The organism is Candidatus Nitrosocosmicus franklandus, assembly GCF_900696045.1.
GTDB lineage: Archaea > Thermoproteota > Nitrososphaeria > Nitrososphaerales > Nitrososphaeraceae > Nitrosocosmicus > Nitrosocosmicus franklandus_A.
In genome coordinates this window covers 2549342-2576188 of sequence record NZ_LR216287.1, presented here as the reverse complement: position 1 = coordinate 2576188, position 26847 = coordinate 2549342, and the positions used below count along the sequence as shown (strand labels likewise).

At 34.3% G+C, this 26847-nt stretch carries 25 protein-coding genes, 2 tRNA genes and 1 pseudogene; 16 read left to right on the top strand and 12 right to left on the bottom strand.

Features of this window, described 5'->3' with window-relative positions; all coding sequences use genetic code 11:
• Positions 1–5: 5 nt before the first annotated feature.
• Positions 6–242: a DNA-directed RNA polymerase subunit N gene (locus NFRAN_RS12060; RefSeq protein WP_134485209.1), complete on the bottom strand. Its 237-nt coding sequence runs from the start codon at positions 240–242 to the stop codon at positions 6–8.
• A gap of 99 nt (positions 243–341) precedes the next feature.
• Here NFRAN_RS12060 and NFRAN_RS12055 point away from each other — a divergent pair.
• The 3 genes from NFRAN_RS12055 to bcp all read left to right on the top strand — a co-directional run bounded on the left by NFRAN_RS12055 (position 342) and on the right by bcp (position 2155).
• Positions 342–426, top strand: a tRNA-Leu gene (locus NFRAN_RS12055).
• Positions 427–503: 77 nt separating this feature from the next.
• The gene (locus NFRAN_RS12050; protein WP_134485208.1) at positions 504–1577 is read left to right on the top strand and encodes a redoxin family protein; all 1074 of its coding nucleotides are present in this window, start codon (positions 504–506) and stop codon (positions 1575–1577) included.
• A 71-nt stretch (positions 1578–1648) separates the two neighbouring features.
• Positions 1649–2155, top strand: coding sequence for a thioredoxin-dependent thiol peroxidase (gene bcp, locus NFRAN_RS12045; protein ID WP_134485207.1), 507 nt, complete (start codon positions 1649–1651; stop codon positions 2153–2155).
• Here bcp and NFRAN_RS12040 read toward each other — a convergent pair.
• The gene (locus NFRAN_RS12040) at positions 2145–2822 is read right to left on the bottom strand and encodes a hypothetical protein (protein ID WP_134485206.1); all 678 of its coding nucleotides are present in this window, start codon (positions 2820–2822) and stop codon (positions 2145–2147) included. The genes bcp and NFRAN_RS12040 overlap by 11 nt on opposite strands.
• A gap of 457 nt (positions 2823–3279) precedes the next feature.
• Here NFRAN_RS12040 and NFRAN_RS12035 point away from each other — a divergent pair, with 457 nt between their 5' ends.
• Both NFRAN_RS12035 and NFRAN_RS12030 read left to right on the top strand, forming a co-directional pair.
• A complete protein-coding gene (locus NFRAN_RS12035; RefSeq protein ID WP_134485205.1) occupies positions 3280–4122 on the top strand; it encodes an FAD-binding oxidoreductase in 843 nt (280 codons plus the stop codon).
• Positions 4123–4176: 54 nt separating this feature from the next.
• A complete protein-coding gene (locus NFRAN_RS12030; protein WP_134485204.1) occupies positions 4177–4503 on the top strand; it encodes a hypothetical protein in 327 nt (108 codons plus the stop codon).
• 108 nt (positions 4504–4611) lie between these two features.
• Here NFRAN_RS12030 and NFRAN_RS12025 read toward each other — a convergent pair whose 3' ends face one another.
• Positions 4612–6141: a B12-binding domain-containing radical SAM protein gene (locus NFRAN_RS12025; RefSeq protein WP_134485863.1), complete on the bottom strand. Its 1530-nt coding sequence runs from the start codon at positions 6139–6141 to the stop codon at positions 4612–4614.
• A gap of 144 nt (positions 6142–6285) precedes the next feature.
• Positions 6286–6711, bottom strand: a complete 426-nt coding sequence (locus NFRAN_RS12020; RefSeq protein ID WP_134485203.1) for an NUDIX domain-containing protein — start codon at positions 6709–6711, stop codon at positions 6286–6288.
• Between the two features lie 443 nt (positions 6712–7154).
• Between NFRAN_RS12020 and NFRAN_RS14035 the strand changes: the two genes are divergently transcribed.
• Positions 7155–7322, top strand: a complete 168-nt coding sequence (locus tag NFRAN_RS14035) for a hypothetical protein (RefSeq protein ID WP_172602337.1) — start codon at positions 7155–7157, stop codon at positions 7320–7322.
• Positions 7300–7836, top strand: coding sequence for a hypothetical protein (locus NFRAN_RS12015; protein ID WP_134485202.1), 537 nt, complete (start codon positions 7300–7302; stop codon positions 7834–7836). The genes NFRAN_RS14035 and NFRAN_RS12015 overlap by 23 nt, the downstream gene beginning before the upstream one ends.
• A gap of 710 nt (positions 7837–8546) precedes the next feature.
• On the opposite strand, the gene NFRAN_RS14030 is transcribed toward NFRAN_RS12015, so the two are convergent.
• Both NFRAN_RS14030 and NFRAN_RS12010 read right to left on the bottom strand, forming a co-directional pair.
• A complete protein-coding gene (locus NFRAN_RS14030; RefSeq protein WP_172602336.1) occupies positions 8547–8687 on the bottom strand; it encodes a hypothetical protein in 141 nt (46 codons plus the stop codon).
• Positions 8688–8842: 155 nt separating this feature from the next.
• Positions 8843–9124, bottom strand: a complete 282-nt coding sequence (locus tag NFRAN_RS12010; protein WP_134485201.1) for a peptidylprolyl isomerase — start codon at positions 9122–9124, stop codon at positions 8843–8845.
• A 499-nt stretch (positions 9125–9623) separates the two neighbouring features.
• Here NFRAN_RS12010 and NFRAN_RS12005 point away from each other — a divergent pair, with 499 nt between their 5' ends.
• On the top strand, positions 9624–10466 hold the full coding sequence (locus NFRAN_RS12005; RefSeq protein WP_134485200.1) for an SDR family oxidoreductase: 843 nt from the start codon (positions 9624–9626) through the stop codon (positions 10464–10466).
• A 710-nt stretch (positions 10467–11176) separates the two neighbouring features.
• A complete protein-coding gene (locus NFRAN_RS12000; protein ID WP_134485199.1) occupies positions 11177–11644 on the top strand; it encodes a hypothetical protein in 468 nt (155 codons plus the stop codon).
• Positions 11645–11775: 131 nt separating this feature from the next.
• Here NFRAN_RS12000 and NFRAN_RS11995 read toward each other — a convergent pair whose 3' ends face one another.
• From NFRAN_RS11995 to NFRAN_RS11980, 4 genes are all read right to left on the bottom strand, one after another.
• Positions 11776–12645, bottom strand: coding sequence for a S1C family serine protease (locus tag NFRAN_RS11995; protein WP_232038015.1), 870 nt, complete (start codon positions 12643–12645; stop codon positions 11776–11778).
• Between the two features lie 322 nt (positions 12646–12967).
• Positions 12968–14386, bottom strand: coding sequence for an MFS transporter (locus tag NFRAN_RS11990; RefSeq protein WP_134485197.1), 1419 nt, complete (start codon positions 14384–14386; stop codon positions 12968–12970).
• Between the two features lie 213 nt (positions 14387–14599).
• Complete coding sequence (locus NFRAN_RS11985) at positions 14600–15355, bottom strand: hypothetical protein (protein WP_134485196.1); 756 nt, start codon at positions 15353–15355, stop codon at positions 14600–14602.
• 268 nt (positions 15356–15623) lie between these two features.
• The gene (locus NFRAN_RS11980) at positions 15624–16190 is read right to left on the bottom strand and encodes a hypothetical protein (protein ID WP_232038014.1); all 567 of its coding nucleotides are present in this window, start codon (positions 16188–16190) and stop codon (positions 15624–15626) included.
• Between the two features lie 455 nt (positions 16191–16645).
• Here NFRAN_RS11980 and NFRAN_RS11975 point away from each other — a divergent pair, with 455 nt between their 5' ends.
• Both NFRAN_RS11975 and NFRAN_RS11970 read left to right on the top strand, forming a co-directional pair.
• Positions 16646–16873, top strand: coding sequence for a hypothetical protein (locus NFRAN_RS11975; protein ID WP_145988087.1), 228 nt, complete (start codon positions 16646–16648; stop codon positions 16871–16873).
• A gap of 381 nt (positions 16874–17254) precedes the next feature.
• Entirely contained in the window at positions 17255–17569 is a 315-nt protein-coding gene (locus NFRAN_RS11970; RefSeq protein WP_134485194.1) for a hypothetical protein, read from the top strand.
• Between the two features lie 108 nt (positions 17570–17677).
• Here the strand turns inward: NFRAN_RS11970 and NFRAN_RS11965 are convergent, their stop codons facing one another.
• Positions 17678–18208 (bottom strand): hypothetical protein, encoded by a 531-nt coding sequence (locus tag NFRAN_RS11965; RefSeq protein WP_145988086.1) that lies wholly within the window; start codon positions 18206–18208, stop codon positions 17678–17680.
• Positions 18209–19637: 1429 nt separating this feature from the next.
• Between NFRAN_RS11965 and NFRAN_RS11960 the strand changes: the two genes are divergently transcribed.
• From NFRAN_RS11960 to NFRAN_RS11945, 4 genes and pseudogenes are all read left to right on the top strand, one after another.
• Positions 19638–20243: a DDE-type integrase/transposase/recombinase gene (locus NFRAN_RS11960; RefSeq protein ID WP_134482534.1), complete on the top strand. Its 606-nt coding sequence runs from the start codon at positions 19638–19640 to the stop codon at positions 20241–20243.
• Between the two features lie 222 nt (positions 20244–20465).
• Positions 20466–21280: pseudogene (locus NFRAN_RS11955) on the top strand (IS5 family transposase); the annotation flags it as partial.
• A gap of 453 nt (positions 21281–21733) precedes the next feature.
• The gene (locus NFRAN_RS11950) at positions 21734–23611 is read left to right on the top strand and encodes a sensor histidine kinase (RefSeq protein ID WP_134485192.1); all 1878 of its coding nucleotides are present in this window, start codon (positions 21734–21736) and stop codon (positions 23609–23611) included.
• A gap of 383 nt (positions 23612–23994) precedes the next feature.
• Positions 23995–25014: a sensor histidine kinase gene (locus NFRAN_RS11945; RefSeq protein WP_134485191.1), complete on the top strand. Its 1020-nt coding sequence runs from the start codon at positions 23995–23997 to the stop codon at positions 25012–25014.
• A gap of 1145 nt (positions 25015–26159) precedes the next feature.
• Here the strand turns inward: NFRAN_RS11945 and NFRAN_RS11940 are convergent.
• Positions 26160–26233: transfer RNA gene (locus NFRAN_RS11940), tRNA-Ala, on the bottom strand.
• A gap of 207 nt (positions 26234–26440) precedes the next feature.
• Here NFRAN_RS11940 and NFRAN_RS11935 point away from each other — a divergent pair.
• A complete protein-coding gene (locus NFRAN_RS11935) occupies positions 26441–26782 on the top strand; it encodes a hypothetical protein (RefSeq protein ID WP_134485190.1) in 342 nt (113 codons plus the stop codon).
• The last annotated feature ends 65 nt before the right edge of the window (positions 26783–26847 follow it).

Genomic DNA, 26847 nt, shown 5'->3' with positions numbered 1-26847 from the left:
CAATATCATTCCATTTCAGATTGTATCTCCGCCCGTCTTTTTCTGAGGGCCTCATAATAAGGTATGACTTGATATATGGTTTCGACACTTGAAACAAACATTCTCCTACAACAATATCTAGTGATTTTTAAGGAATCCATCACTTTGTTTGGTTCTTCGCCTTGTTTTACCCGTGTCAGAAATTCATTATAAATATTGGCTATAAGTTTTCCGCATGTAAAGCATCTTACTGGAACAAGCACATCATAAATGAAAGAAATCCTTTATAAAAATCATTCAATAAGACCCTAGTCAAAGCGGTGGGAATATTCAAATTATAGGTCTAATAATAGTTCTTTAAAGCGGGAGTCGCCCAGCTTGGCCAAAGGCGTAAGGTTGAGGGCCTTATCCCTTAGGGGTTCGTGGGTTCAAATCCCATCTCCCGCATCAAGAATCCCATTTATCTGTATTTTCAGTAATAAAATAGGAATAAATTACAAGCAGGCAGGTACTTTGTATGATTTATGAATATTATTCCCGCAACCCCTGCTCCAGAATATAAAGAAATCAAAAAATGGAATGACAATAAGATGCATTCCATTAGAGAATTAAAGGGTAAGGTAATATTGCTTGATTTTTGGACCTATACTTGTATATTTTGCTTAAGAACAATCCCAACTATAGAGCTGTTGAAAAAAAAATATGAAAAAGATGGACTAGAGGTAATTGGCATACATTCTTCAGAGTATGAATTTGCAAGAAAAGAGGAAAACATACTCAAGGCACTAGAAACTTACGATTTAAAGAACACTATAACCGGTTTTGACATTACCAACAAGACCTGGGAGGCATATGGAAATTCATATTGGCCAAAACATATTCTTATAGACAAAGATGGATTTGTAAGGTATGAACACCCAGGATATGGAACTATTGAGGATTTTGAGGAAGCAATTTTAGATTTACTGGAACTACCTCCAAAGACGACCCAAGAAACCAATTCTAAACAAGTAAGACAGCCCGATCTTAATGATTTCACAGGCCAATACAAAAATGAACAAGAACATGAACCCCAATCGGGTAACGAACAGAATAAGATAGTTAGAATGTACGGAATGCACTTTCCAGGGATGGCGCCCGAAATATGTGTAGGGTACTCTAGACTCAGAAGGTTTGGAAATAATCAAAAGGTAAAGGTTGAAGAATATAATATTTTCAACGAACCCACCCAAATCATGGACAATGTTGTTTATTTGAAAGGGAAATGGTTCTGGGGAAAAGAAGGTATATACGCTTCATTCGAGCACAAGGATAAGAACCCATCTATTACTTTTAGATATAACTCTGCTTCAAATGTAAATATCATAACAGGCTCTACAGATGGAAAACCGGCCAAGGCAGAGATCTTACTTGATGGTAAATATTTAGAGGAAAATCAAATAGGATATCATTCCAAACTAGTTGACGGAATTAGTTCGGTAGACATTACCTGGCCATTTATGATGAATGTTGTTAAAACTAAAAATCGAGAAACCCACAAGCTAGAGATACTACCATCAACAGACAATTTCTATTTCTACACTTTTGTTTTTGGGTAGGCATAAATCTTATTTGTTTGTGTCTCTTAGATGATTAAATAAGAGTTTAATGTTAAGTAATTGCCGTTAGAATGGAAGCTAAAAAAGATATTCATGGAGAAAACGAAATAGCTAAAATAGGAGATACTGCCCACGATTTTGAATTCCAGGATCATCAAGGCAAAACATTTCATCTTTCAGATTTGATAGGGAAAAAAAGAATAGTAGTATACTTTTATCCGAAGGACTTTACACCTGGATGCACCATAGAAGCTGAGGAGTTTAGTAGAGACTACAATTTGTTCAGGAATGATAATATCGAAATAATAGGAATTAGTCCCGATACCAATGAATCACATGTAAAATTTCGTGAAAAAATGAAAATTCCGTATATGCTTGCTTCAGATACTCGAAATGAAATTGCAAAAAAGTATGGAGTCTACGGATTAAAAAAATTTATGGGTAAAGAATACTATGGAGTCAACAGATCTACATTTCTCATAGACACAAATGGAAAAATATCAAAAATTTACGAGAAAGTAAAGCCAAAAGGCCATTCAGAAGAAGTCCTAGAATACTTTAAATCAATCAATAAATAGTATATTCATTTCTATCCATTTGATAGTCATCTTCATCATCGTATTTGTCTTTGTCATAATCATGGTGCTTTCGTAATCCTACCTTATCAGGATCAAGACTATAAATTCTAAAAAGTATCTTATTGATTTCACTTTCGGTGTGGTCGAAATAAACAAAGTGATCGTTATTTAGATTAATCTGAGATTCGATATCCTTTGATTTATCAATATCGAAACCTTTTGTATTTGAGGCTTCCCTATAGACCTGGATCAATTCAGAGGTTTCTTTAAGTATATTGTTCCCCGATTTGTTTAATCTATCTAATATATCAGATATTTGATGATTTTTTTGAACAAGAGTCTTTGTAAATTTATGGATAAACAAAAAGATTAGTAAACGAATCTTTTGAAATTTGAACTTGAAAATACTCTTATCACTCAGATTTGGAATATATTTGCATATTAGGTATTGATATTCATCTAAATTCTTGATAATTGTAATAGAATTCCCCAATCCACAGATTTTTTCCTTTAGTGTCGGAACATTTTTGCAGCTCAGTATTAATTTTCCTGTATGTTCTCGTAACACTAGCCTATTTGAAGTAATTCCATCATACTCTAACAGTCTATCGCATGGTCCTGTGGATAGAATAATTTGAGATGTAAAAAGATAAAATGAATTGGACAAATTATAACTTACTTGAATTCTAAACTAAATATATATACAATTCTAGGTTAACAAGATCACAAAAAGATTTTTTCGCAGGGTGTGTATAACATGCAGGTAAGTTAGCACTGGATTAATTATTTCCAAATGTAGCTGAGGCATCTCTTATTTGACATACAATAATAATTTATATGGTTCAGTAACGCGTACTATAATAATATTTGGGCGCTAATATCAGTTCCATATGTGATTGTCCTTGTCATAAAAAGTATGGAGAAAAGTCACTTTGTCAGAAATGTATTGAAAGACACAAAGGCTCACCATATTACAATATAATAAAAAAATTCAACTAAATCTTAATATCGATCTTTGATAATAGGATTGCAATAAACCTTCAGATTTCTTTTACTGTAACCTACTCGGCATATGAACAGTAAAACAAAATATTTAACTAACTTGGGTTAAAACACACATTATTATGGTAGTTGATAATAAGGCAACGATTTCTTATATAAGAGTTTTAAAGGAAGATCTTGCGATTTTTCATATAAAACCAAATGAAGGTCAGGTTCCTGACTTTAAGCCCGGGCAGTTTGTGACTCTGGGATTACATGTACCAAAAGAGGGTAAAGTTATTCGAAGAGCTTATTCAATAGCATCTCCTCCAGAACAAAAAAAATATTTTGAACTCATTGTCCGTTGGGTAAAAAAGCCACTACCAGGTAGGCTTACTACCGAATTGTTTAATAAGAAAGAGGGAGATGAAATTAGTTGGGTAAAACCTACTGGAATATTCACCATAAATGAAAAAATGCCCGACGGTAGTCCAGATAATAGAAGACTAGTTTTGATAGGCGGAGGAACAGGTCTGGCACCCTTTATCTCGTATTCCTTACATCTAAAATACAAGAGAAGCAAGAGGCAAATAATAGTATTACACGGAGCAAGTTATGTAGATGAACTTAGCTATCGGGAATTATTGACAGAATTAGAAGAGGAAAGTTTAGACAAAGGTGAAAATGAATGGAACTTTCGATATCGAGCAAGCATTAGTAGACCACAAGAATGGTTTAATAGATCATGGAATGGACATAAAGGAAGAGTGGAGACATTCTTGAGACCAAAACCTGGACATGATAAATCACCATTAGAAGAACTTGTTGGTGAAAAAATAACTCCAGAAAACACTTCCTTTTATGTTTGTGGATGGCAGGGGACTGTAGATGGAGTGTTAGATTCCTTGGTTCCCAAGGGATTTGTGACAGAAAGAAACAAGAGAAAGGATGGAACGTTCGATGTGAAATTCGAATCTTACGGCTAAATCCATTTTTAATTTTTAAAGTTTATTTAACCTCAGTTCAAATACTTTACATAAATGAAATTTGAATTTGAAGAATTTGAAACCATTGAGGATGTATTGGTTTATCTAGTCTCGGTAGCCCCTTATATGAAACAAATACTTCCGATCAGTTCGTACAAAGGATATGTTTTTTCTATGGTACCGATTACTCCACTATCAGGCGAAACGTTACTAATGATCTATACAAAGGGAAAAATGGACCAAGGTATGTACGAGTTTGATATTTCTGCAAAGAAACATAAACTAGTTAGCGTTATGGAAAGAGCAGACAAGAATTATTTTATTGTTATCTCTCCTAGACGCGATACCATAGCAGATGCAGCTATCAGTCAGTTAAGCTAGATAATGGGAGAGAAATAAAAATTTAGTTTATTAATCAATAAAAAAATATAAACTTCAAGAAATCCTTTACTTTTGATTTTCAAAAGCACGAAACCATTAATAAAGAATTTAAAGTTTTGGCGGCATAGGAGCTGTTACCGATCGCGGTCTCACGTATTTTGCAACAATATCCTCTGCGGGTTTGCCGTCAAACAATCCTTTAGACAAGCCTCGCAGGTATCTCATGATCGCCCATGTACCAAACTTGATCAAGAGTGCCATAAACACCTTCATAGCCGGTCCGTATGATTTATTTCGAATAATAATTGGTATAATATCACTAATTACCCGGAGGTTATGTTGCCAGCAAGTCCAAAATAGAGCAAACTGAGATTCATTGAGATTACCAAAATGCATCGAGTTCTTTTCTGAAAAGTCTTGATATAATAATGGAGCTACTAAACCTCGCATGTTCATTTGTTTGAAATCTTGGATTAAATCTATAGTATATTGCGTTTCGTCTGGTGTTTCGTCTGGCCATCCGATTATAAGCGTCAATGCTGGAAACCAATGGTTTTGATTTAGAATCTTGCAACCTTCTCGCACTACTGCCCCCCACTCTTCAGGTTGGTAGGGCCTAGTTTTCACCCCAAGATGCTTTTTCACCATTCGGGGTGCAACAGTTTCCACCCCCAAATTAGTTGCAAGCCAGCGACCATTATTTTCCATGTCATTTACTTGGGATATTCTCTTTATAAGATCAGGTGAAGATGCTACTGCAGACAAAGTCATGTGAGTAGTACCCACAAAATTAGCCCCCACAGACTTTAACCCTTTCCAGACTCCTAGAATAGCATCCTGATTAGGAATAAAATCCTTATTATCACAGCCATACAACAACATCTCGTCTGATTGGAGCCAAATTGAATCAAACCCATACTTGATATTGATTTTGGCTTCCTCTTGTAACCTTTCTAGCGGAATATCCTTCTTGGAACGCTTATTTACATCACAAAAATCACACCCTCTCCCGCAACCTCTCATTGCTTCAATCAATGAATTTATTGTAGGACCCTTGATCATTGGTATATTTTCAATATTTCGAACAAAGGTGTGAAGTAATTCTGGTGCATCACCTGCCTCTAAATCATGAAACAAATCCAATGCTAATTCATCAGCCTCACCTATAACCACAGTATCAATTCCGTGTATTTTCATCCTCTCGGGTTTTGCCAACTCCCAAGAACCGTTACCGCCTACCACAACTTTGAAATTATATTTTTTCTTTAACTGAATAATCGATGCACACATTTTTTTAAATTTCATAGCCACGTAAGACAGTTTCTCCGGTGACATTGTAGTTGTTACAGGAGCCATACCTAAGGGATCCATAACATTAATACCAACCACTTTAGTTTGAGGACCAATACACTTGTCCAACATTTCAGGATGAGCTAAGAATACCTCACTTTGATCATATTCTCTTGTTAAGGCACTCTCTATTCTTCGCAATCCACATTGTGCAACTTTAACCTCTCCCGTATTCTTATCTGTCTCGACGCTTGGACAAAACAGTTTATCGAAAACAAATTCGGGGACTAATTCATATGGACCACATGCTATAAAGCCATAAAGAAAGTTGCCTCGATAGTTAGTCATCAAACTACGATCAGCAGTTAGAACAATTCTTTTGCCAGAAACCATCTTTTAATCTATATCCTCTAGTAATTAAAAGACGTGAGTATAAAATTATTTTCATCACATTTAGAGTATGCTACGTAGGATATTAATGGATTCTATAATCTAGTATAGACCTCGTCTTCTTCCCTTTAGAATAATTGATTTTAGTTGACGATGGTCAAGCATAGAGAGTGCTTCCTGATAAGTAGTCCACTTAAAACCTTCATGCTCATTTGAAATCACAACTTCCCTCACAGGCGTTGTGGCAAAGTAAAATTTGACTTCTTTTTCAGATCTTATTCCGTCGGCTCTAAAATACTTGTATTGTATTTTGCCGATATATTGATGGATCTCCAAGTCGGTTATTCCTGTTTCTTCCTGTACTTCTCTCTGCAACGTTTGAATTTCATTTTCGCCCCTTTCTTTGTGACCTTGGGGGAATCCCCAAAATCCCCGTTTATTTCTCAAAAGGAGAAATTCGGAATGATCCTTATTGAATTCCGTTGATTGATATCTTATTATTCCACCAACTGAAAGCTCTATCGTCACTCTTCTCTATCCCAATTACGTAATTTGTAATTTAATAAATATAATATTGTTTCTATGCTCGCTTTCTAATCAAACCATTTATTTCAATTGCACTATTAATTTAGAAACTATCTGCAAAGTTTTTGCGGCTTTCTGAAATCAGGACAGGATATACTATACATGTATTAAACCAAACTGGCCCTTAATAAACATGGCATGAGGGTATCGAAAGTTTGACTAGTCTGTATGGAACCCAATTGAGATTTATCCCTACATGAATACGGCCAAAAATGACCAGAGTAAAGGTTGAAAGATGATTAGTGTAAGATATGGATATGATCTAAAAATGATTTTATCACTGTACAGTCGATCCATTCTCGCTTAATAATAGTCATTCAAAGGACTTCAGTAACAACCACTTGGTTAATACGGAGATTTTAATAGGACAATGTAAATATATAATCATGAATAACACATTATCCATTTTACACGACGTTTTTTTGGATGACGATAATTACTTTCAGATTTCCGAACTTGTAAAAGGCAATCCAGACAAATTTGAACGAGATTTCCTAGAGCAAGCTATTGACTTTTATGAGAAACACAAAAATGATATCAAATCTACCGTTTGATTCAGATAGGCTAAAGTTTATCAAATACTCTGCTCAAGAGCAACCATTACCAAATCTAAATTTTGCACAATCAAATGGCGAGGATCCATTACATGTACAAGATTATTATCAGCGCATTAGAACTGAAAAACCCCACGATAATGAAGCAATTTTTGTTTTAAAGTATGAAAGCGAGTGGATTGGATTCTTTTCCATAGTATTCGCTAACATAAGGAGGGAACGTAATCATAAAACTTTCATACTAGGGAAATTTGATACCCCCAACAGCATAAAGGGATTGCTAATAAACAAGATCGGTATAATACAAGAATATCGATGCTATGGTATAGGTAGGTATATTTTGCAATTTTGTATTGGGTTATCTAAATCACTTGAATTAGATAACCAAAAAATTAGAATCATCATTTTTGAGACAACTAAATCGGTAGCCGAAAAAATCTATCACAGAAAATATAGATTCAACGTAATAGAAAAAGAAAGCAGGGTTGTATGGGCGTACAAGATAATTCATTGAAATAAGAAACCATAATCAAAGACCTATTCAGATTGTCAATTATTCATTTTTATGAAAAAATACATTCTTTTGTCAATTGAATATAGTATAAAAATATTACATGTGAGTATTCAAAAAAAATATTGAAAGTTGAAAGTTGCCTTAAAAATCATCCAGAACATACTCATACAGGACTTCACAGAAATCAGTCTACTTGTTGCTTGTACCTATAAATCGCATAACACGTTCATGGAAGTCTAATTATGCTTATATCATAGCTAATCAGCTTCGTTGCTTCTACATGTGGTAATAAAATTGTTCCAAGCAATCAAAATATGCTAATTATCATCAAAATTGACTACCCCTAATTCTACCAGGAATCGGAGGATTTCACATCAAGCCTTACAAAAGTTATCCAAATGCCGGTTTTTCATACTATAATCATTAGTTAGGCACGAAAAAAATATCAATCATTTGTTATATTTATCAAGATATGTCCAACACAATCATCTTCCTCAATATCGTTTCTCATATTTCATGTATTTCACAAAAGTGTAAACAACAATATTAGAAACAGAAGGACAAGTATTACTTTACTGAACCAAACGTAAAATAATCCCTTGTTTATACACCATCCTTTTTCTAGTAATCCGATAATCAATCTAAAAAGAAGTAGAGTACCAAAAGTTAAAATCATTTAAACTCAATTTATATTACCGGTTACATTTATCCTACTTGTTTGCATCATGATCCCTATTAGAAAGATAATTACTCTTGTTCCCGAGTGAAATCTTTGCTAGTAGGACTGCTGTCATGATGCAAATAGACATTTTAGAATAAATGTCAGCTTTTGTGATATCTGCTACAATCAAACATAGAACTAACATTCCACATTCAAGAGAAATCAATAGTTCCGTAATCTAGACTATAATTATCAATTGTCTTGCTTTTAGGATCACAAAACCAAAATCCGGCAAGTTCTTTATATGATTAAAAAAACTAAACTATATAGAATGCAAAAGTTACTTTAACCGGCCCTTTTTATAATATGATATCCAAATTCTGTTTTTACTGGTTCAGCTGTAACCTCGCCCTTTTTGAGTTTAAATGCAGCTTCCTCGAATGGTTTGACCATCATCCCGCGTCCAAAGAATCCCAGATCTCCCCCTTTCTTTCCACTCCCTTTATCAATGGAGAACTCTCTAGCTAAATTTGAAAAACCTTCTCCCTTGTTTAACTTTTCCAAAATTTCTAAAGCTTCACTATGTTTCTTTACCAATATATGATAACACTTTATCTTGTCGCCCAAATTTACTCCTTAATAAAATTTGAAGCCATGGATAAATAAATATTTAGAGCATGTATTTACGGAATAAATACCCACAAAAAGGTCAAAACAACTGGATTACAAGAATTGAAATTCTCAGTGACATGGTATCGATTGATTAGAAGTCCAAAAGTAGATTTTCAGAAGCAACCATATGTTGCAAATTACTCATCCCTTATGGTCAAAATTTGGACGGGTTTCTTTCGTGAAAATTCAAATTCTATTTATAACAATTCTAAATTATTTAGTAGGTGATGGAAGAAAAAATAAGACTAATACCTGTAAAAAATTTTTTCGTGCGTTGGTACCTACCACAAATTAATTGATTTGCCATCATCCAATGAGAGAAATTTAGACAAGGCACAGTATTAACATTAGAGGTCAGTAGAAGAGCAGAAATTTTGCATATTTATCTTTGATCTCGTATTGGATATGAGATCAAATAAACAACTTATTAGCTTGTTCATAGAATGAGTAAATCATGGATAGGCAGAAAGTAGTTATTGTAACGGGAAGCTCAAGTGGAATAGGTCTTGAAACTTCGATTTTGTTGGCTAGATCAGGTTACACAACTTATGCTACCATGAGAGATATTGACAAGGCTAAGCCACTTAGGGAAATCGCAATCAATGAAAGTCTACCACTAACAATAATACAGCTAGACGTAACGAAAGAAAATTCAGTTTCAAATGCCATTGAATCAATTACAAAAAGTTCTGGTCGAATTGATATACTTGTAAATAATGCGAGGTACGGACTTACAGGAGCATTTGAGGATCTCGAAATTGATGAAATTAAATCCCTGTACGAAACAAATTTTTTTGGCCTGATAAGAACAACACAATCGGTATTGCCAGTTATGAGGCAGCAAAAATCAGGCATCATAGTAAATATTAGTTCTGGCCTGGGGAGATTTGGAATTGCTACTAGTTCTGCCTACTCTAGCTCGAAATTTGCGATCGAAGGACTGACTGAATCAATGTCATATGAGCTTGAAGCTTTTGGCATCCGAACTATTATTGTCGAGCCAGGCATCATCAAGACTAATTTTTTGAAATCATCTAAATTGGCACGCAAAGCGACTGATCCAAACTCCCCCTACAGGAATTTTATCCAGAATATGGAAAAAGGAATGAAAAATCTTATCGAAAATGGACAGGATCCTAGATTTGTGGCTGAAATCATATTGAAAGCCATAGAAGACCCTATCCCCAGGATTCGTTATTTGGCCGGTAAAGATGTCGAACAAATAATGCAAATTAAAAGCAAGTTATCAGACGAAGATTTCCATATCATGCTCAAGAAAATGGCGAATTTGAAATAGTTTTTGAGTAGCAAACGATTTGACTAGAGGATTTCGTATCACTAATCAATAATCCCAACATTTGAAAACAGATAACGATATTTCTAAAAACGTCTTTCTAAAAACGTCTTTGCAAATTGTAAATTGATCCTCTTCAATCCATTTCCCATTCCAACACTTTAGTCATCAGACGATCAAATTTTTGTAACAATCCTCCACACTATATCATTATCACTTTACTTAAAAAGATAATGTACCTATTCAAGATACTATCCATCAGGGTGTATTGATTGATCGTTTTATTTGTAGGAATATTATGCATGATTTATGATGAGATTTTCTTAAAACCTTTCTTTTTTTTCGTAATTCAGTATTTTTCGTAAGATGATCCGTTTAGACCATCAGATCAAAAATAATTTTATTAATACAAAATGAGAGTTCCACACCAATAAAATCTCTCTTAGGATGTTATTTTAGGACTAACTTAGTATTCTAGATTCTACTTGAACAGGATGTATATATGAACAAGAGCAGTATTAGAAACAAGAAATAGAAAGAAAAGTAATAGAACGGTATGCCTCAATAGGATTTTGAATTACTTCCTCCATATTCATCTAGGAGACCTCAATTCGAAAATGGACAGAGGCAGTTACGCTGTATTTGGATATTATGTAATATATTACACTGGTTAGTAAAGTTAAATATCTCATTACTCTATTTAGTGTACAGATATGCCCAGGTCAAATTCGGCAGAATTGATAACTCTGCGAGTTAGTATTGTAAAAGAACTAAGAAATAAATGGAGAAGAGAAAGAGAAAGAAACCCGTATGTAAATGAACATTTCGGAGGGTTTGTAAACGAACTACTTCATGACATATTAGAAAAAGACGAGTTCTTAAGGCATTATGCACCCTTTCTATCAGAAGAAGGATGTACTAGGGATACATTGTATATAAAAGACTTTAAGGAAAATAAGACAGCTGAAGTCCGCATAAGCGAAAATAAATTGCATTGTTCGCTTTGTAATTCCTTTGCTTGTTTCCATATCCAATTTGCAATGGCCACACCTAGAGTTGCAAAGTTAAACCTAGAACGAAAGCCGATTGATGTAGAAATTGAAGCGGATGGACAACAAGTAAAGAACATAACGAGGAATAAGAGGAGAAAAAATTCAATTTCAAGGAAAATCTCTAGCTAGGGATTTTCCACCGTTGCTGTCACATCAGTATTTTAATTTTCCGGATAACCCTTTTAATGAATCCATTATTATTGGATAGAAGAAAATAGTTTGGATGGTTGTTTCAATTCTCTTATCCATAATCAAGACATTTAGTTAATGCTTGTTGGGAAAGGCATCAACACGATTTCTTTTTCAATTATTTTGCCATATCTATTTATCTTTACAATTATTTTATCACGAATAGATAACTTTCTAATGTAGCTTGAAATCTGGACGGGATCAACTATTGTGATTCCGTCTATTGATTCTATGATATCGCCCTTACGGAGATCCGCCGTATAGGCGGGACTATCAAGTTGTATTTCTGCAATAAGAGCTCCTTGAATGCTTGGGAGTCTATAGGAACTCGCTAGTTCCTTATCTATCTTGATGGCAAAAATGCCAATCCAGGGTCTGTTGGTTACACGTCCATTTCTAATCAATTCGTCAATTATGGTTTTGGCTACATTAATTGGAACAGCAAATCCAATCCCCTGAGCATATGGCATTTTAGCCGTATTGATTCCAATTACCTCTGCTTTGGTATTGACCAGTGGTCCACCAGAATTCCCTGGATTTATGGAGGCATCCGTCTGAATCAATTCCATGATGCCATTTTCAAATTGTAATCTCCTGGATAAGGAGCTTATAATTCCAGCCGTAACTGATGGTCCTCCATCAAGACCAAATGGGTTCCCAATCGCAATAACTATCTGCCCTATTTTGAGTTGATCTGAATTGCCCAATTCTGCTGCTGATAATGCATCCTTTGAGTCAATTTTGATAATCGCTAGATCGGTGTGCTTATCAGTTCCCACCACAGCACCCTCATAAATATTACCATCCGTTGTTGTCACTTTCAGTTTATTGGACTTTTCGATCACATGATTATTTGTTAGGATATAGCCTTTTTTGTCAATGATGATTCCTGATCCTACACCTTGTACAGGAAATATTCTTAATAACTGATCTTTGACCATCCTTACGCTTGCTATGTTAACTACATCCTTGCTAACATTCTCTACGGCGTTTATTACGAGGTTTTCTTTATCGCTATCTATAGGGATTATTTAGATTGCTCCCCCTTGAGATATATCAGAAAGATTCCTGAAAAGGCCGTAATTAGTTTTGTCAAGCCAAATTGGATTCATCGCTACTAGGTGTGAAAAGTTTTCTGTCACTATTCTACTATATAGGCATAGTGCAATATAAATAGTATAGTTAGACTATTTCCAAAAGATCGTTAGTCACATTAGATACAATTGAATAATAAATACTGAAACAATTTGTTATGCAGATTTTTTATTTCAACTTGTACTGAATCAATGCAGATCCGATCATTAAAAATGCAGAAATCAGAAAGACATATCTTAACGATTGTAAAAAGCTTTCAAGGATGATCTGTTTTGATAGCGATGTATTTTCTGTTTCTGCATCAAATGAGCCTGAAAAGATCTTGTTTATATCATCCGCGGGTAGCAAAATAGAAAAAACTAAAAAAACTAATGCAACACTAAATGCGCTTCCCGCCATAACAAGCGTTGTACTTATTCCAGCTGCGATTCCTCGTCTGTCTTGAGAAACAGAATTCATTATTGCAGTACGGTTTGGGGAGGTGAATACCCCCATCCCCGCTCCTATCAGTGTGAATGGCAATATTGCCTCTATAATGTACATCTTCTCTCCTAAACCTGCTAGCATTAAGAACCCCACTGCAGATATTAAAAGACCTAATATCGAAATGGTATGCGATTTATATTTGTCATATAGCCACCCTGCAATGGGGGCAAATATTGCTAACGCCAATGATACGGGGATTAAATAGATGCCTGCTTCTAGTGGGGATAAGGACATGCTTGGTCCCTGCAAATAAAACACAATAACAAAAGAGAAGGCACCTCTGGCCATTGAATTAAGAAAAATTGCTATGTTACTTCCAGTAAAAACTTTTGAACAAAAAAGAGTCAAATCAATCATAGGATACAATACCTTTTTTTCTATCATGTAAAACAATACCAATAAAACTAGTCCAAAGGTTAATAGAAACAGTGTCCAAAAAAGGTCGATTATTTGGAATGATCCAAAAGTAATTCCACAGAGCAGTAACAGTAGAGCTAATGTCATGGCCAAGTTACCCGACCAATCAATTTTCTCCTTTTTGGCATATCCTAATTCTTTTAGTTTTAAGAATGCCCAAACAGTGGCAAAAATGCCTATTGGTATATTTATCCAGAATATTGATCTCCACCCCAAATAAGAAGTTAAAACTCCTCCTACCACAAGGCCGATGACAGAACCAACGACAATAGATATTTGATTTATTCCTAAAGCCTTACCCCGTTCAGATTCCGCAAAACTATCCGAGATTATCGCAGCGCTGTTGGAAAATATAAACGCTGCTCCAATTCCCTGAATCACCCGGAAGATTATCAGTTGTTCGCCTGTTTGAGCGACACAACACAAGGCAGATCCCAGTGTAAATAATGCGAATCCAACATTATACAATTTAACTCTCCCAAACATATCTGCCAGTCTTCCAAAGGTTAGTAAAACAGAAGCAGTCACAACCCAATAACCGATAGTTATCCAAACAATGGTAATTAACGACAATTCAAGTTCCACAGCTATTGTCGGAAGGGCAATGATGATGATGTTTCTGTCCAACGACGCCATAAGTGATCCGATAGTGGTATTACTGAGTGCTAACCATTTGTAGTTCAAATCTTAAATGTTCAGATATCTAACGCTAGCATCCTATACAAATGCTTCAATTGTCATCTAAATTTAGAGTAGGTAGACAATCAATTTCTATAAAGATCAGAAAAAAGCCTATAGATCTCAGAGTAGAGTCAGCAAAACGGTATTAAAGAACATGAATACTGGAACCAGAATAAAAAATAAAAAAATAGTAATTAGACGAGTTTAAGCTCAGATTTAGTCTTGTGCTGCTGCGTTGTTACCTTCATTGTTTTGAGCTTGAACGTTTACATTGTTGCCTGATGCAACTGAATCATCGCCTGATGAAACCTGGCTAGCTTGGTTAGATGATTGCTCTTGTTCTATTTCCTGCTCAGCTTCGTTGTCACCATCGCCATTGCCTGAACTTTGTGCTGCTGCGTTGTTACCTTCATTGTTTTGAGCTTGAACGTTTACATTGTTGCCTGATGCAACTGAATCATCGCCTGATGAAACCTGGCTAGCTTGGTTAGATGATTGCTCTTGTTCTATTTCCTGCTCAGCTTCGTTGTCACCATCGCCATTGCCTGAACTTTGTGCTAAGGCGTTGTTACCTTCATTGTTTTGAGCTTGAACGTTTACATTGTTGCAAGATAGGAATGTTCCGCTTCCTGATACGCAAAGAGCGCTTTGTTCAGATGATTGCTCTTGTTCTATTTCCTGCTCAGCTTCGTTGTCACCATCGCCATTGCCTGAACTTTGTGCTGCTGCGTTGTTACCTTGATTGCTTTGAGCTTGAATATTCAAATTATTGCATGAAAATAGGGTGCCATCTCCAGAGACACAAATCCCTAGTTGTGTAGAGTATTGAGATTGTTCTATTTCTTGATCTAATTCATTGGTCGTAGCAAAAGCATTAAATGCGATTGAGGATGTACCCATGACCAAAATGAACGCGATAGCCATAACTGTTGATGCAGCTAATATTCTCTTTCCTGATAATATGTTATACATTTATTAAGTATATTAAAAAAAGTATATATAGATATTTATGCAAAATTATTAGGGAAGATAATTATATAAAATTATATCTTAAAGCAAGAACTGACAATTATTTGCCTTTTAAAATTAAATTGAAATTGATATTAAATCGGTATATTAATCCACATAAAATCATCAGATTTTACTATGAGGCCAGGGTCAATAGCCTAAAAATTATATTAACGATAGAGAAATCTGAGAAAACCATTATTATTATAAAGAGAATATCACAAACTCAGATTTAGTCCTTGAATCGAAACCTAATTGTAGTACTACTCACTGTCACGTTTACAGTTTTGTTAAATATTTCGTTAAAGATTAATTCAATAACAATCTTGTGATACAAGGACCAATTTTCACCAAGCTCATGCTTTAGGACATAAATATGATAACCATCCTGAATTGTATGATTGGTTTCGGTAAGGGAGCTAGTCATTCGTCGTTCAAACCATGAAAGAAAAGAATCAAGATCCATCCTATTTTTCATGAATAAAGCAATATCATGGACTACATCTTTTCCGATTCGCTTTGCCATATCTGAAATATCCTCTTTGCTCATTTTGTTAAATAATTCAACGACTATGGGTTTAGCTATCGGTATAAGGCCTACTTTTGGTTGATACATATCCCACTCTACATACCGCTTCAGCAATTGGTTCACTAAGCTATTAAGTGTAATTTGATTTCTCTTAGACTCGGACCTCAAAATCTTGATCACATTTTCATCAATTCTAAACGTCATGGTAGCTGTTTTTTTTGATTCTTCGAAACCGGAGTTGTCCGTGTCGTGCATCCATGATATTATCATATTTATATAATAATATTCTTTGTCTAAACACAAGATTCGGAATCTAGTTTCTCTTTTTGGTCCTTAATGGAAAGTTACAGCATGGACATCTCACTCCATTAAATTTAATATACAAACTACATCCAGTACATCGTTTATACCCCATTGCATACACAGAATTTTTTCCCCCTCCCACTTTGTCATACCGCAGACACAAACCTTTACACGTCAATGCGTTCGATTTGAATAAAACTCAATTAAATATTCAGTTTCAATTGCAAGCGTTTGCAATCTATTTTATAAACCTTTGAGTATATCAAACTTCCAAAGTAAAGGATCCGATTCCAGTAATAGAGTCGATTTGAAGAAACCCAACTAACGTTATTATTCTACCTAATTTCTCGTGGCTAAAAATTGGACTTCGATGACTGAATAACGCTCCATGTCTTAAATAATATGATAAAATACATTATTTGATGACTTACAATCTTTTAAACGTCGTTGGAATAGGGATAGCTATATTACTAATCGGAAGTACATCTTCTATATTTGCTCAAACTATCGATAAGAATCAAACATCTGGACAAGCAAATTCTTCGGATATTTCCGTACAGGAGAATTCAACAACACAGCAGGTATTAGACACTGTATCTAACATGTCCAATGTTACAACACCCGAGGGCGGGGCAAATACTTACAGATAAGTTCAATTTCAACTAATGGAAACGATATAAGGAAACAAATATGCGATGTATCTCATGCTCCTCGCATTTGTGAGGATTTAATCCCTACCAATTTTTTTACCTTTTAAATAACCACAAGGAGTTGTGATATTATCTCTGATTCCTCTGTTTATTGTGTTCCAATGAGATAATGCCTAACTTTTCGGTTCATTATCCATTCTAAAATTTTAAAATCTGTATGTAGATGTGATAGGAAAGTTCAGATCCTTAAATTGTTTCAGATAATACGAGATGAAGTAATGAATGATAAGATAAATATATAGTTTAAACTAATTTGTAATTTATCAGTAATAGTTTAACTATTTAAAAACAGTTATAAGTATTATAGTCGATTTTACTAGTATGTCCGAGCCAACATATCCGGAATATAGTGCGGCTTTTGTAGACCAATTGATCAATCTGGATACTGAAATGGCTATCAGGATGACCGATAATGCTAAAAATACTGAAGAAATCTATCAAATATTCCTTTCTAGATTATCGCTGTTGGAAAGATCTTCGCTTTTTCCTTTAACCGAAAGAGATAAGATGTTATTAAACGATAAGAAGGAAGATCTCTATATAGCATTGAAGCTGTTCATATTGAGATTTAATATGAAAAAACAGTTGGATGAAACATTGAATTTGCTAGATGATATTAAGAAACTTGTCAGGTAGCTAAATCATCGTTATTTATAGAGGTTATAGATAGGAAGATGAAATTCATATCGAGGATATAAAACAAGATGATTTATCGGCTCAATGTGAAGAAAAAGTAGGTATTTATCAGAACGACGACAAAAGGTTGTTCATCAGCTTTAGACCAGATTCGTATTTTACCAAGGCATAATCTTTCAAGTCATTCCAAACGTCATCTATGTAACTTTTACTGTAATCAGATTTCATTGCATAGACTTTGTTTAGAATTTCTTGTTCATCTTCAAAGTAGTTAGTGTTGTCTACCAGCGTTGATGCTACTACCAGCCAATCTAGCTCCTTGTCCTTAAACAAATCCAAGAATCTCTTTGTGAAACCAGCATCTAATTTCCAATTCTTGTTCATAATGTCGGATTCTATTGCGTTAATATCCAGTTTTTCGTAATAGTAATTTGCTAGCTCTGGCGAGTACGGACCATTGTTGTACATGTTAAATTCGTAGCCGATATCATTATTCAAACAGGATTGAGCAAGGTAAACATATTTTTGTAGTTTCAATCGGTTAATACTGCCTACTTCATCCTTTCGACGAACACTGTGTATATCAACTAATTTATTTTCATGCAAAAAGCACATAAAATCTTGCAATTTTGTGCTCATAATTTGTTTAATAAGTATTATACGTAGAACTGATATATTAACACAATGATCAATTCTAATAAGCGGTGTAAAAAGAAAGTAAGGGATAAATATCGATAAAAAAGGGTTTATCTGCTGTATATTTGGTTTGAATACCAATCGTCCAAGGATCGGATAGAAAGAGTTGACTGGTATGGTAGAGAACTATATACAGCGTTGTAATGTTCCTTCTCGATTACCTATTAGCCCGAAGAAAATACATACACCAGACAGTATCTATCCGTGAAGTAGTATTGAATGATGAGAAAACCAACCAGATATACCGTAAAAAGGAGAGAGATTTCTGCACTCAAAGTTTAATCATTTATAAAGGTAGAGTGGTATAGATATATTAAGGATAATTCATTAAACGATTGTGTCGCATGCGACACATTTATTTCGTGCTTGAAAAGTATATAAAGAAAATATAAATTATCCGGTAAGGGCGGTCTTTGCAGTTCTCTGATTACTGAAGATATATTATATAATATATTGATCGAAATATAAACAAAACAGGTACTTTAGTCGGATAGATTATTTGAAAATGATCTGTTTCATTTGATCTGAAATCAACCATAGATAGTACATAATCCAGACTAAATTGACCATTATATGCTGACGTTCTATAATTATATTCATTCAGTAAACGAAAATCCCCTATGCTATGCGAGATTTTCATGATTACATCAGTTTCTTAACCTATTGTATTATCCAATTCTCTTTCACTTAAAAACTGGTATCGAACTGGATTCATGTTTGTCATATGACTTCATAGTACTCACAAATCTTGTTTAAATGGAAAATGTATTCTATATGACTTTGGTCTTTTTATAGCTCGTATATATGCTTGCTAAATCGTAACATGATATATCCATCATAAATGAAAGTTGCTCCTTTATTGTCACAATAAGAAAGATTCTGCACGTTCCCAACTTACAGTTATTGTACTCAAATTTGGGAAGTAGAACGAATTAGTTTATCAAACATTTAAGTTCTAATCCTTCTGAAGCGCAATAGTGGGAAAAATGGTAAAATTAATAATTTATGTAATCAATTCCAAGATAGAGCTGGATTACTCTTTACCTCTCATAAGAAGTATAATGTTATTACTTTGAATGGCTCATACTGATACTTGAAATCTTACATTTGATTACAAACCCTTTGATTAAGGGTATTGTCTGAATAAACACTCTCGTAGAGATCAGATAATAGTATCGATTGGATGTAATCAAATATGATATGAATTTGTTTCTGTATTATAAAACGAGATTTAAAACTGCTAACTGATTCCGAATCTTTTTTATCCAAGAAATCAAAGAATCTTGTTTATACTTTATAGATTTATCATGACTGGCTTTGGCTCTGTTCATTTAGCGTCAAGTCTATAGCTTGAAGATGTCCTATCTCTTTTATGAATACTAGAAACAGAACACCTTCAAAATATGTGTATTATGGCTTACATTTGTACTTTTCAGGTCTTTCTCTTAGGAAAACATCTGAAAGATTATCATACTGTATCAAACGAAATCATGTCACTATCTGGAACTGGATTCAAAAGTACCAACCTAAGATTATCAAGACAAAACAAAGAAGGATATGTGAATTCATTGTAGATGAAACATTGCTTAAGGTTGGTTCAGAATACACGTGGTTATGGGTTGCAATAGATGCGAAAAGTAAGGAAATTCTCTCACTATCCATTTCTAAGGAGAGAAACATGTTTGTTGCGGAACGGTTTCTGTCAAACATAGTCAGAGACTATGGAAAGCATCCAGTTTCAACAGATGGTGGTACTTGGTATCCCATGGCTTGTCAATTCCTTAAATTAGAACACCATCTCCATTCCTCCTATGAAAAAAACTTGATTGAAAGAACAATGCAGTATATCAAGGACAGAACTGAAAGTTTCGATGATTACTTTCCCTGCAGGCTAAAGAACTGCAAACTAAAACACGTAAAAAACTGGTTGAACCTGTTTGTCGACTATCACAACAAGGAATTAAAACCTGTCAACTGAACAGAGCCCTGGCTTTAGTTGGTTTGACTATCGCGCAATTAATTGTATCTATCATAAATTCCCGTCTACCCCACACATTCGAGAATTTACTAAGAACCTATCCCAAAATTCGATAGAAATATAGCTCCTTATCTGTCTTGGTAAACCGTGATCTGTGTCCAGACTAAGGAAGACAAAGCAAAACACACTCTTCCTACTATCAGAAGGATTCCCGATGAATAATGGGACGAGTGTAAGAAGATACTGCCTAAAGAAAAGCCTCCAAAAACTGTGGGCAGACCGATTATTCCATATAAACAAGTACTGGATGGGATCCTTTACGTTCTTAGAACGGGGTGCCAATGGAAGATGCTTCCAAAAGAATATGGTTCAGGTTCTACCTGTCACAGGAGATTTCAGGAGTGGAATAAACTGGATGTATTTAAAAATGCATGGATCAAACTATTGAAAGATTATGATGATAAAATTGGTCTCAACTGGACGTGGCAATCCATAGACAGTATATCCATAAAGTCACCTTTAGGGGGGCCAAGACTGGAAATAATCCCACAGACAGGAGCAAACTAGGCACAAAAAGACACATTTTGACAGAGAAGAAAGGTATTCCTCTATCGGTTGTAATTTCACCTGCTAGCACTCACGACATCAATCTGGTAACAGATGTAGTCGATAATACAGTAATAAAAAGACCAAAATCATTATCCAGATCGAGACGACGACGACGACGATTACAACATCTGTGTCTTGATAAGGGATACAAATCTGCAGAGGAAGAACAGGAATTAATCAAACGAGGATATGTTCTGCACATTCCAATCAAGAAGAAAAAAGGGAAGAAAGGTGAAATTGGCAAAGAAATATCAATGCCAAACCGTAAGAAATATTCTTCCAAGAGATGGGTTGTAGAGAGAACGAATTCATGGCATAACAGGTTTAGGAAACTCTTCACACGATATGAAAAGAAGGATGAAAACTATCTTGGTCTAGCACAGTTCTCTTGTAGTATAATCATCTATAGAAAGTTAATTTTGGGATAGGCTCTAAGCTTTTTTGTAACTTTGTTTGATAAATTCAGGATAAAACACCATTGTTACCGTACTGGGTCGAGTGAGATAATTAAAATTAATTTTGGTACTAAAAATAGATTCTCTTTTTGGATATCGACTTTTACGAACAGACAGGTTTGTATTTTGAGCCAGACAAACTAAGGAATTTTAAAAAGATTGACCTTCTCATGTTATTTATAATAATCACAGAATAGATTTGATATGAAACTTTTATGAATTTGATGGTTATAAGGATAATTAGCCTTCTAAATTGCAACAATATTTTTATTGGTCTAGGATTACATTAATTTGACTAAAAATTGCTTAGCCCAAATTTGACGTAAAAAGGGGGTAAATGAAATTAAACAGAATAAATCCTCTCGAGCCTCCCAGAAAAATTCTTCTTCAACAGATGTATCTTTACTTACTAAGAATGGTAAAAAGATGCAAGACAGGGTCAAGAAAGGATCATATAAAGAGGAAACCAAGATTGTCTACGGTAAAAAGGTTCTTGTAGAAACAAAAAACATTATTGAGAGAACAGAAACTGGATTATCCATATGTTCTTCACTAGGTGGCCTTGAGTTAACAAATAGTAACAGGCAAATTTTTGACTGTTTTGTAAATCTAGTTTCTAGATGTAAGGAAGATAAAGTAAATGATGGTGTTCGATGGATAATTAACATTGATAACAATGATGAAACAATTAGATTAGCAAAGAAATTCATGGATATGGGTGTTCGCATGAGGCATATTGATAACCCTCTACTATTTAGTTTTGCAGTATCTGAAAGACAGTTAAACAGCATGATTGAAGAAATGAAAGGAGGGCAGATGGTTTTTTCTATATTGTGTAGCACAGATCAATTGTATATACGGCATTTTAAGTCCTTTTTTGATAGCCTTTGGAATTCGGCATTAGACGCCGAAGAGAGAATCATACAAATTGAGAAAGAGGTTCCCTCAGGCTCTACCATGCTAATCAATAATCCTTATCAGGCCAAAAACCAACTGATAAAAACCGTGTTAAGGGCCACAAGAGAGATCATGATATTGTTTCCAACAATAAATGCAGTAAAAAGAGAGGTGGTCATGGGTTTTGTAGAAATACTAAAACAAAAAAGTGTTGAAAATGTCAGGATCAAGATTTTGTCCCCCGTTAATAAAAGAATTAAAGAAATAATCTACTCAGGTAATACCAAGAATAAACATCTTGTGATAAAAAACATAGTATGCAGAACAATCCGAAAGCAAAAGGATTTGAAATCTACAATTATAATTGTCGATAGAAAGTATGTTTTGGCTACCGAATTAAAGGATGACTATAAACAATCGTTCGAAGACGCAGTAGGGAGATGCACATTTTCTACAAACAAGCCAACCGTGTTATCTTATGTATCTCTTTTCGGAAGTTTGTGGACGCTAGCAGAAATGTCAGAAGACTTGAAAAGAGTCAATGAGAAGCTGGTGCAAAGTGAAGAGTTGGAAAGAGATTTTATCAATACTGCAGCACATGAACTTAGAACTCCTACACAGGCGATAACAGGATATCTGGAATTAAATAATGAAGTTTTCGACGATTATTTAGAGGCCTCCAAAAAAAACCAAACAACTTTGAAAGAATCATCTAAAATTATTGAAAGTTTAAAGAAGTACCAAGATATTATTTTCAGGAACGCATCAAGATTAGAGAACTTGATAAACAACTTACTAGATGTTGCAAGAATAGATTCCCATCAAAAGAACATGATAATGCTAAACAAGGAAAACATCAATTTGATAGCCGAAATAAACAACATAGTCGATACTCAACTACGAGAAAAATTAAGAAACAAGAATATCAAGGTATGTATTATTAATGATATATTCGATGAAACATATTACGTATACGCAGATAGATCAAGACTAAACCAGATCCTGATCAATTTACTCGAAAATGCTATAAAGTTCTCTGAAAGTAACAGTAGTATAGACATACTTATTTACGAGGATTTAGACGACGTGACAAAACAAGAAAATATTCGTGCTTTTAAAAGAACAAAAGATATCAAGATAAAATCATCCAACATAGAAAAAAAAGACAACATAAAGGAAATTTACATTGCTGTTTCTGACTCAGGTAAGGGTATTTCTCCCGAGATAATGCCAAGGCTTTTTGAAAAATTTAACTCAAATTCAACTTCTGGCACTGGTCTAGGTCTATATATCAGCAAGAAGCTAATAGAGACCATGGGAGGAAGAATCTGGGCGTTCAACAATGCCGATGGAAAGGGTTCGACATTTGTATTTAGTCTTCCCAAATTCGATTCTCCCAGATTGTAAATCTATCATCTCCTTGGGATGAATGAAAAGATAAGGTCATTCATACTGTTTGCCGATTAAGTAAGATGACAAAGTTTTCGATCATAAATGATCTATCGTTGTATTAATGGATATCAAAATCATCTGACGCGTAAGATAGTTTAGCAAATGTAATCCTGATGTGTAGTCCCATAGTTTAGTATTTTTATCTGGATATTTTACATCATACTAAAAGTATTTCAAGAATTACTTGATTACATACGTTAAATAAAACAATTGCTGTTTAAATTTTTGACAAGAATTCGGCGGGTGATTGTTTGTTGGTTATTTAAAGTTATTTTTATAATAGTCTGTGAATAGCGATAAGTACGGCGGAAAAAGAACGAAAATGGCGGAGAAAAGGATTGTCCGTAAAGGACTTTTTGGAAATAAAAACAGGAGAGTTTTTAGCCAAGAGCGAAGACCTGAAAGAAGCAAACGTATCTCTCCGTCTTTCAAATGAAAAAATTAAAGTAAAGGTTGAACAGCTGAAAAAAACAAAAAGACACCTGACCGAAATAGAGAAAAACCTAGTTATTGCAAACACAGACTTATCAGAGGCCAACGACAAGCTCACTATTATTAATGATGAAATGCTAAAGGTTACCTCAGACCTTACAAAGGCTAATGAAGAGATAAAGCAACAATCTTTAAGACAAAAGGAATTCATAGACATTACTGCTCATGAACTAAGAACGCCTACTCAATCAATATTAGGATACAGTGAATTGATTCTATCGGAGCAAACTACGAATATAGAATATATTAAAGTCATAGCTAGGAATGCGAATCGGATTGAAAAACTTGTTTCCAATATACTTGATATGGCGAGAATAGATAACTTTAATCTTGAACTAACTAAAGAACAGTTCAATTTGTCTTCACTGATATCTACAATAGTCAAGGATTTCAGAAATCAGATTAAATATAGCAATAAGAAAAATCTTGACCTAATTTATGATAACTCTACTATCTTGAGATTTAACTTGAATCAGGAAAATAACAACAATGATGTATTCATAAAGGCAGACAGAGATAGAATTGCACAAGTAATTATCAACTTGGTGGATAACGCTATCAAAAACACTGATAGTGGTAAGATAACCATTATCACCACTACAGCTGATCCCACTCACATAAAAGAGAACGGAAATCCAAACTACGAGAAAGATGTAATTATCAAAGTAAGGGATTCTGGTACGGGTTTGGACTCGAACCTCTTCTCAAAAATTTTCTCAAAATTCTTCACTACATCTGGCCGCAGTGGTACAGGTCTAGGTCTTTTTATTAGTAAAGCAATTGTTGAGGCTCACGATGGTAGCATTTGGGTCGAAAATAACAATGGAGAAAGAGGAACAACTTTTTCTTTCACCATACCTACCTAAAGGAGTAAATTATTATATGGGAAAACAAGTTCCGATGATATCAAGTAGAGTAATGAGTAATTAAAGGAAATCATCACTTTAGGTAGGCAGAGAAAATTATTGGATCTAGTAACTATAGAATTATTTAAATTTCGATTTTGATTTGCACGAATTACATAATTTATCTAAAATTGATGTATAGGATTCATTAGCTCATTATTCTTATAGAACCAGATACGATTCATTTTATTATTGACAGATAACTTGTTTGGCTACATTCAAATTAATGATTCAAATCAAAAATTGAGACACACTAATTCCACAACGATATGTTTCAAAAGACATCGCATAACTAACTGTATAAATCATGCAGCAGACTGCAACTATCCTAAAGACTATTTGACAATAGTTTGGAAACTTGATAATCAATTTTCTAAACATATTATGACCAGCGTATTCTGCTTGAATCAGCGGTTCCAACTATCACAAAATCTCTTAATTGGCATGAGTCTTTAGAAAGGTAGATTATAAACCTAGAAATATTATGCTCTAATTCAAAGAATTGATTTAGCCAATCTCCATATGCTCTACTACAGATTTTGGGATATCTTTGTAGTTGAAAAAACGCTAACTAAAGGTTCATGAACTCTAGGGAAATTGGATAAGGTAATTCAGATCGTTAAAATCTATATAATATTTAGCCCCAGATTTGTTTTTCATATAAATTGGTATGCTCATGTGATGACCGAATAGATGAAAGCGATTTTTGATAGTAATTTTCTCCATTCAATCTTTATAATTTAGATTTACCCAACAGTTTAATTGATCTCATGGTTATAGATTATAGTAACTATCATCTCATTTTTCTATTTTTGCTTTTAAATTAATTGCAAATGTTCGGACATGGTTTGTTGGATAGTTTGGATTTCCTTTGCAATTATTGATGGATCTCTTACAGGATTCTTTTGGATAAGTTTGGTATATTATAGTGTCAAAGAATGAATCTAAACGATCAAAATGCTTTTATCAAATAGGTTGAGATGTAATCAAATTAATAAATTAGCCGTAAGGATCCTTATCCAGTAGACAGTCCGTTAATGCTGAGCCAGTGACCCTCAGATCCCTATTGTTATTGTAAAAACTGTATTTTAGCACTGCTATAAGTATGGACCGAGTGGGATTCGAACCCACGACCTCGGCAATGCCAATGCCGTATCCTACCAGGCTAGACGATCGGCCCTGTTAGATAGATGTATTTTATTTCCACATAAATATTTGTTGATAGGTCCGTAAATTAATCCGAGCTGATTGAGAACAAAGATTTTAGCAACAGTGTATTATTTATACAAAAAAATTGAGGGATTACTTGCTCCATGAAGATTGAAGAGAATAAATCCAATGAGTTTTTAATTTCAATAGTTCAAAGATAATTATGGGATATGATGATATGTCTCGAGTTCCAGGCAACAATCCATTTATAGCGATTGTAATACCTAACAAGGTAGAAGGAAAGAAGTTTAGACCAATCCCAATTGAATATATAAGCGGAGACAACAAAGAAGAGATTTGTATAATTAATGAGACTCTCAGAATAGATTCGACTGGAATTTCAAATAAGGAAGTTATTGACGATTTCATATCGAAATTCCTATCGAATTGGAAGAAATTCAAGAGCCATGAGATAGCTAAAAACTACCTATACCATAATGCACCTGAGATTGGTCCTGAAGAGTACGAATATATTCGAAAAAAATATTTAGAATTAGAGGACAACTATTTAAAGAAATAAAGAGAACTACTCATATGATTTATCAGTTGTGAGGTGAAAAATTCATGTCCACATATGCTATCTAT

Bases quoted from the DNA above. Each gene is read 5' to 3' on its own strand.
- NFRAN_RS12050 (WP_134485208.1), top strand. From the start codon at position 504: ATGAATATTATTCCCGCAACCCCTGCTCCAGAATATAAAGAAATCAAA.
- bcp (WP_134485207.1), top strand. From the start codon at position 1,649: ATGGAAGCTAAAAAAGATATTCATGGAGAAAACGAAATAGCTAAAATA.
- NFRAN_RS12035 (WP_134485205.1), top strand. From the start codon at position 3,280: ATGGTAGTTGATAATAAGGCAACGATTTCTTATATAAGAGTTTTAAAG.
- NFRAN_RS12030 (WP_134485204.1), top strand. From the start codon at position 4,177: ATGAAATTTGAATTTGAAGAATTTGAAACCATTGAGGATGTATTGGTT.
- NFRAN_RS12025 (WP_134485863.1), bottom strand. From the start codon at position 6,141: ATGACTAACTATCGAGGCAACTTTCTTTATGGCTTTATAGCATGTGGT.
- NFRAN_RS14035 (WP_172602337.1), top strand. From the start codon at position 7,155: ATGAATAACACATTATCCATTTTACACGACGTTTTTTTGGATGACGAT.
- NFRAN_RS12015 (WP_134485202.1), top strand. From the start codon at position 7,300: ATGATATCAAATCTACCGTTTGATTCAGATAGGCTAAAGTTTATCAAA.
- NFRAN_RS12005 (WP_134485200.1), top strand. From the start codon at position 9,624: ATGGATAGGCAGAAAGTAGTTATTGTAACGGGAAGCTCAAGTGGAATA.
- NFRAN_RS12000 (WP_134485199.1), top strand. From the start codon at position 11,177: ATGCCCAGGTCAAATTCGGCAGAATTGATAACTCTGCGAGTTAGTATT.
- NFRAN_RS11995 (WP_232038015.1), bottom strand. From the start codon at position 12,645: ATGGTCAAAGATCAGTTATTAAGAATATTTCCTGTACAAGGTGTAGGA.
- NFRAN_RS11985 (WP_134485196.1), bottom strand. From the start codon at position 15,355: ATGTATAACATATTATCAGGAAAGAGAATATTAGCTGCATCAACAGTT.
- NFRAN_RS11980 (WP_232038014.1), bottom strand. From the start codon at position 16,190: ATGATAATATCATGGATGCACGACACGGACAACTCCGGTTTCGAAGAA.
- NFRAN_RS11975 (WP_145988087.1), top strand. From the start codon at position 16,646: ATGACTTACAATCTTTTAAACGTCGTTGGAATAGGGATAGCTATATTA.
- NFRAN_RS11970 (WP_134485194.1), top strand. From the start codon at position 17,255: ATGTCCGAGCCAACATATCCGGAATATAGTGCGGCTTTTGTAGACCAA.
- NFRAN_RS11965 (WP_145988086.1), bottom strand. From the start codon at position 18,208: ATGAGCACAAAATTGCAAGATTTTATGTGCTTTTTGCATGAAAATAAA.
- NFRAN_RS11960 (WP_134482534.1), top strand. From the start codon at position 19,638: ATGAATACTAGAAACAGAACACCTTCAAAATATGTGTATTATGGCTTA.
- NFRAN_RS11950 (WP_134485192.1), top strand. From the start codon at position 21,734: ATGCAAGACAGGGTCAAGAAAGGATCATATAAAGAGGAAACCAAGATT.
- NFRAN_RS11935 (WP_134485190.1), top strand. From the start codon at position 26,441: ATGTCTCGAGTTCCAGGCAACAATCCATTTATAGCGATTGTAATACCT.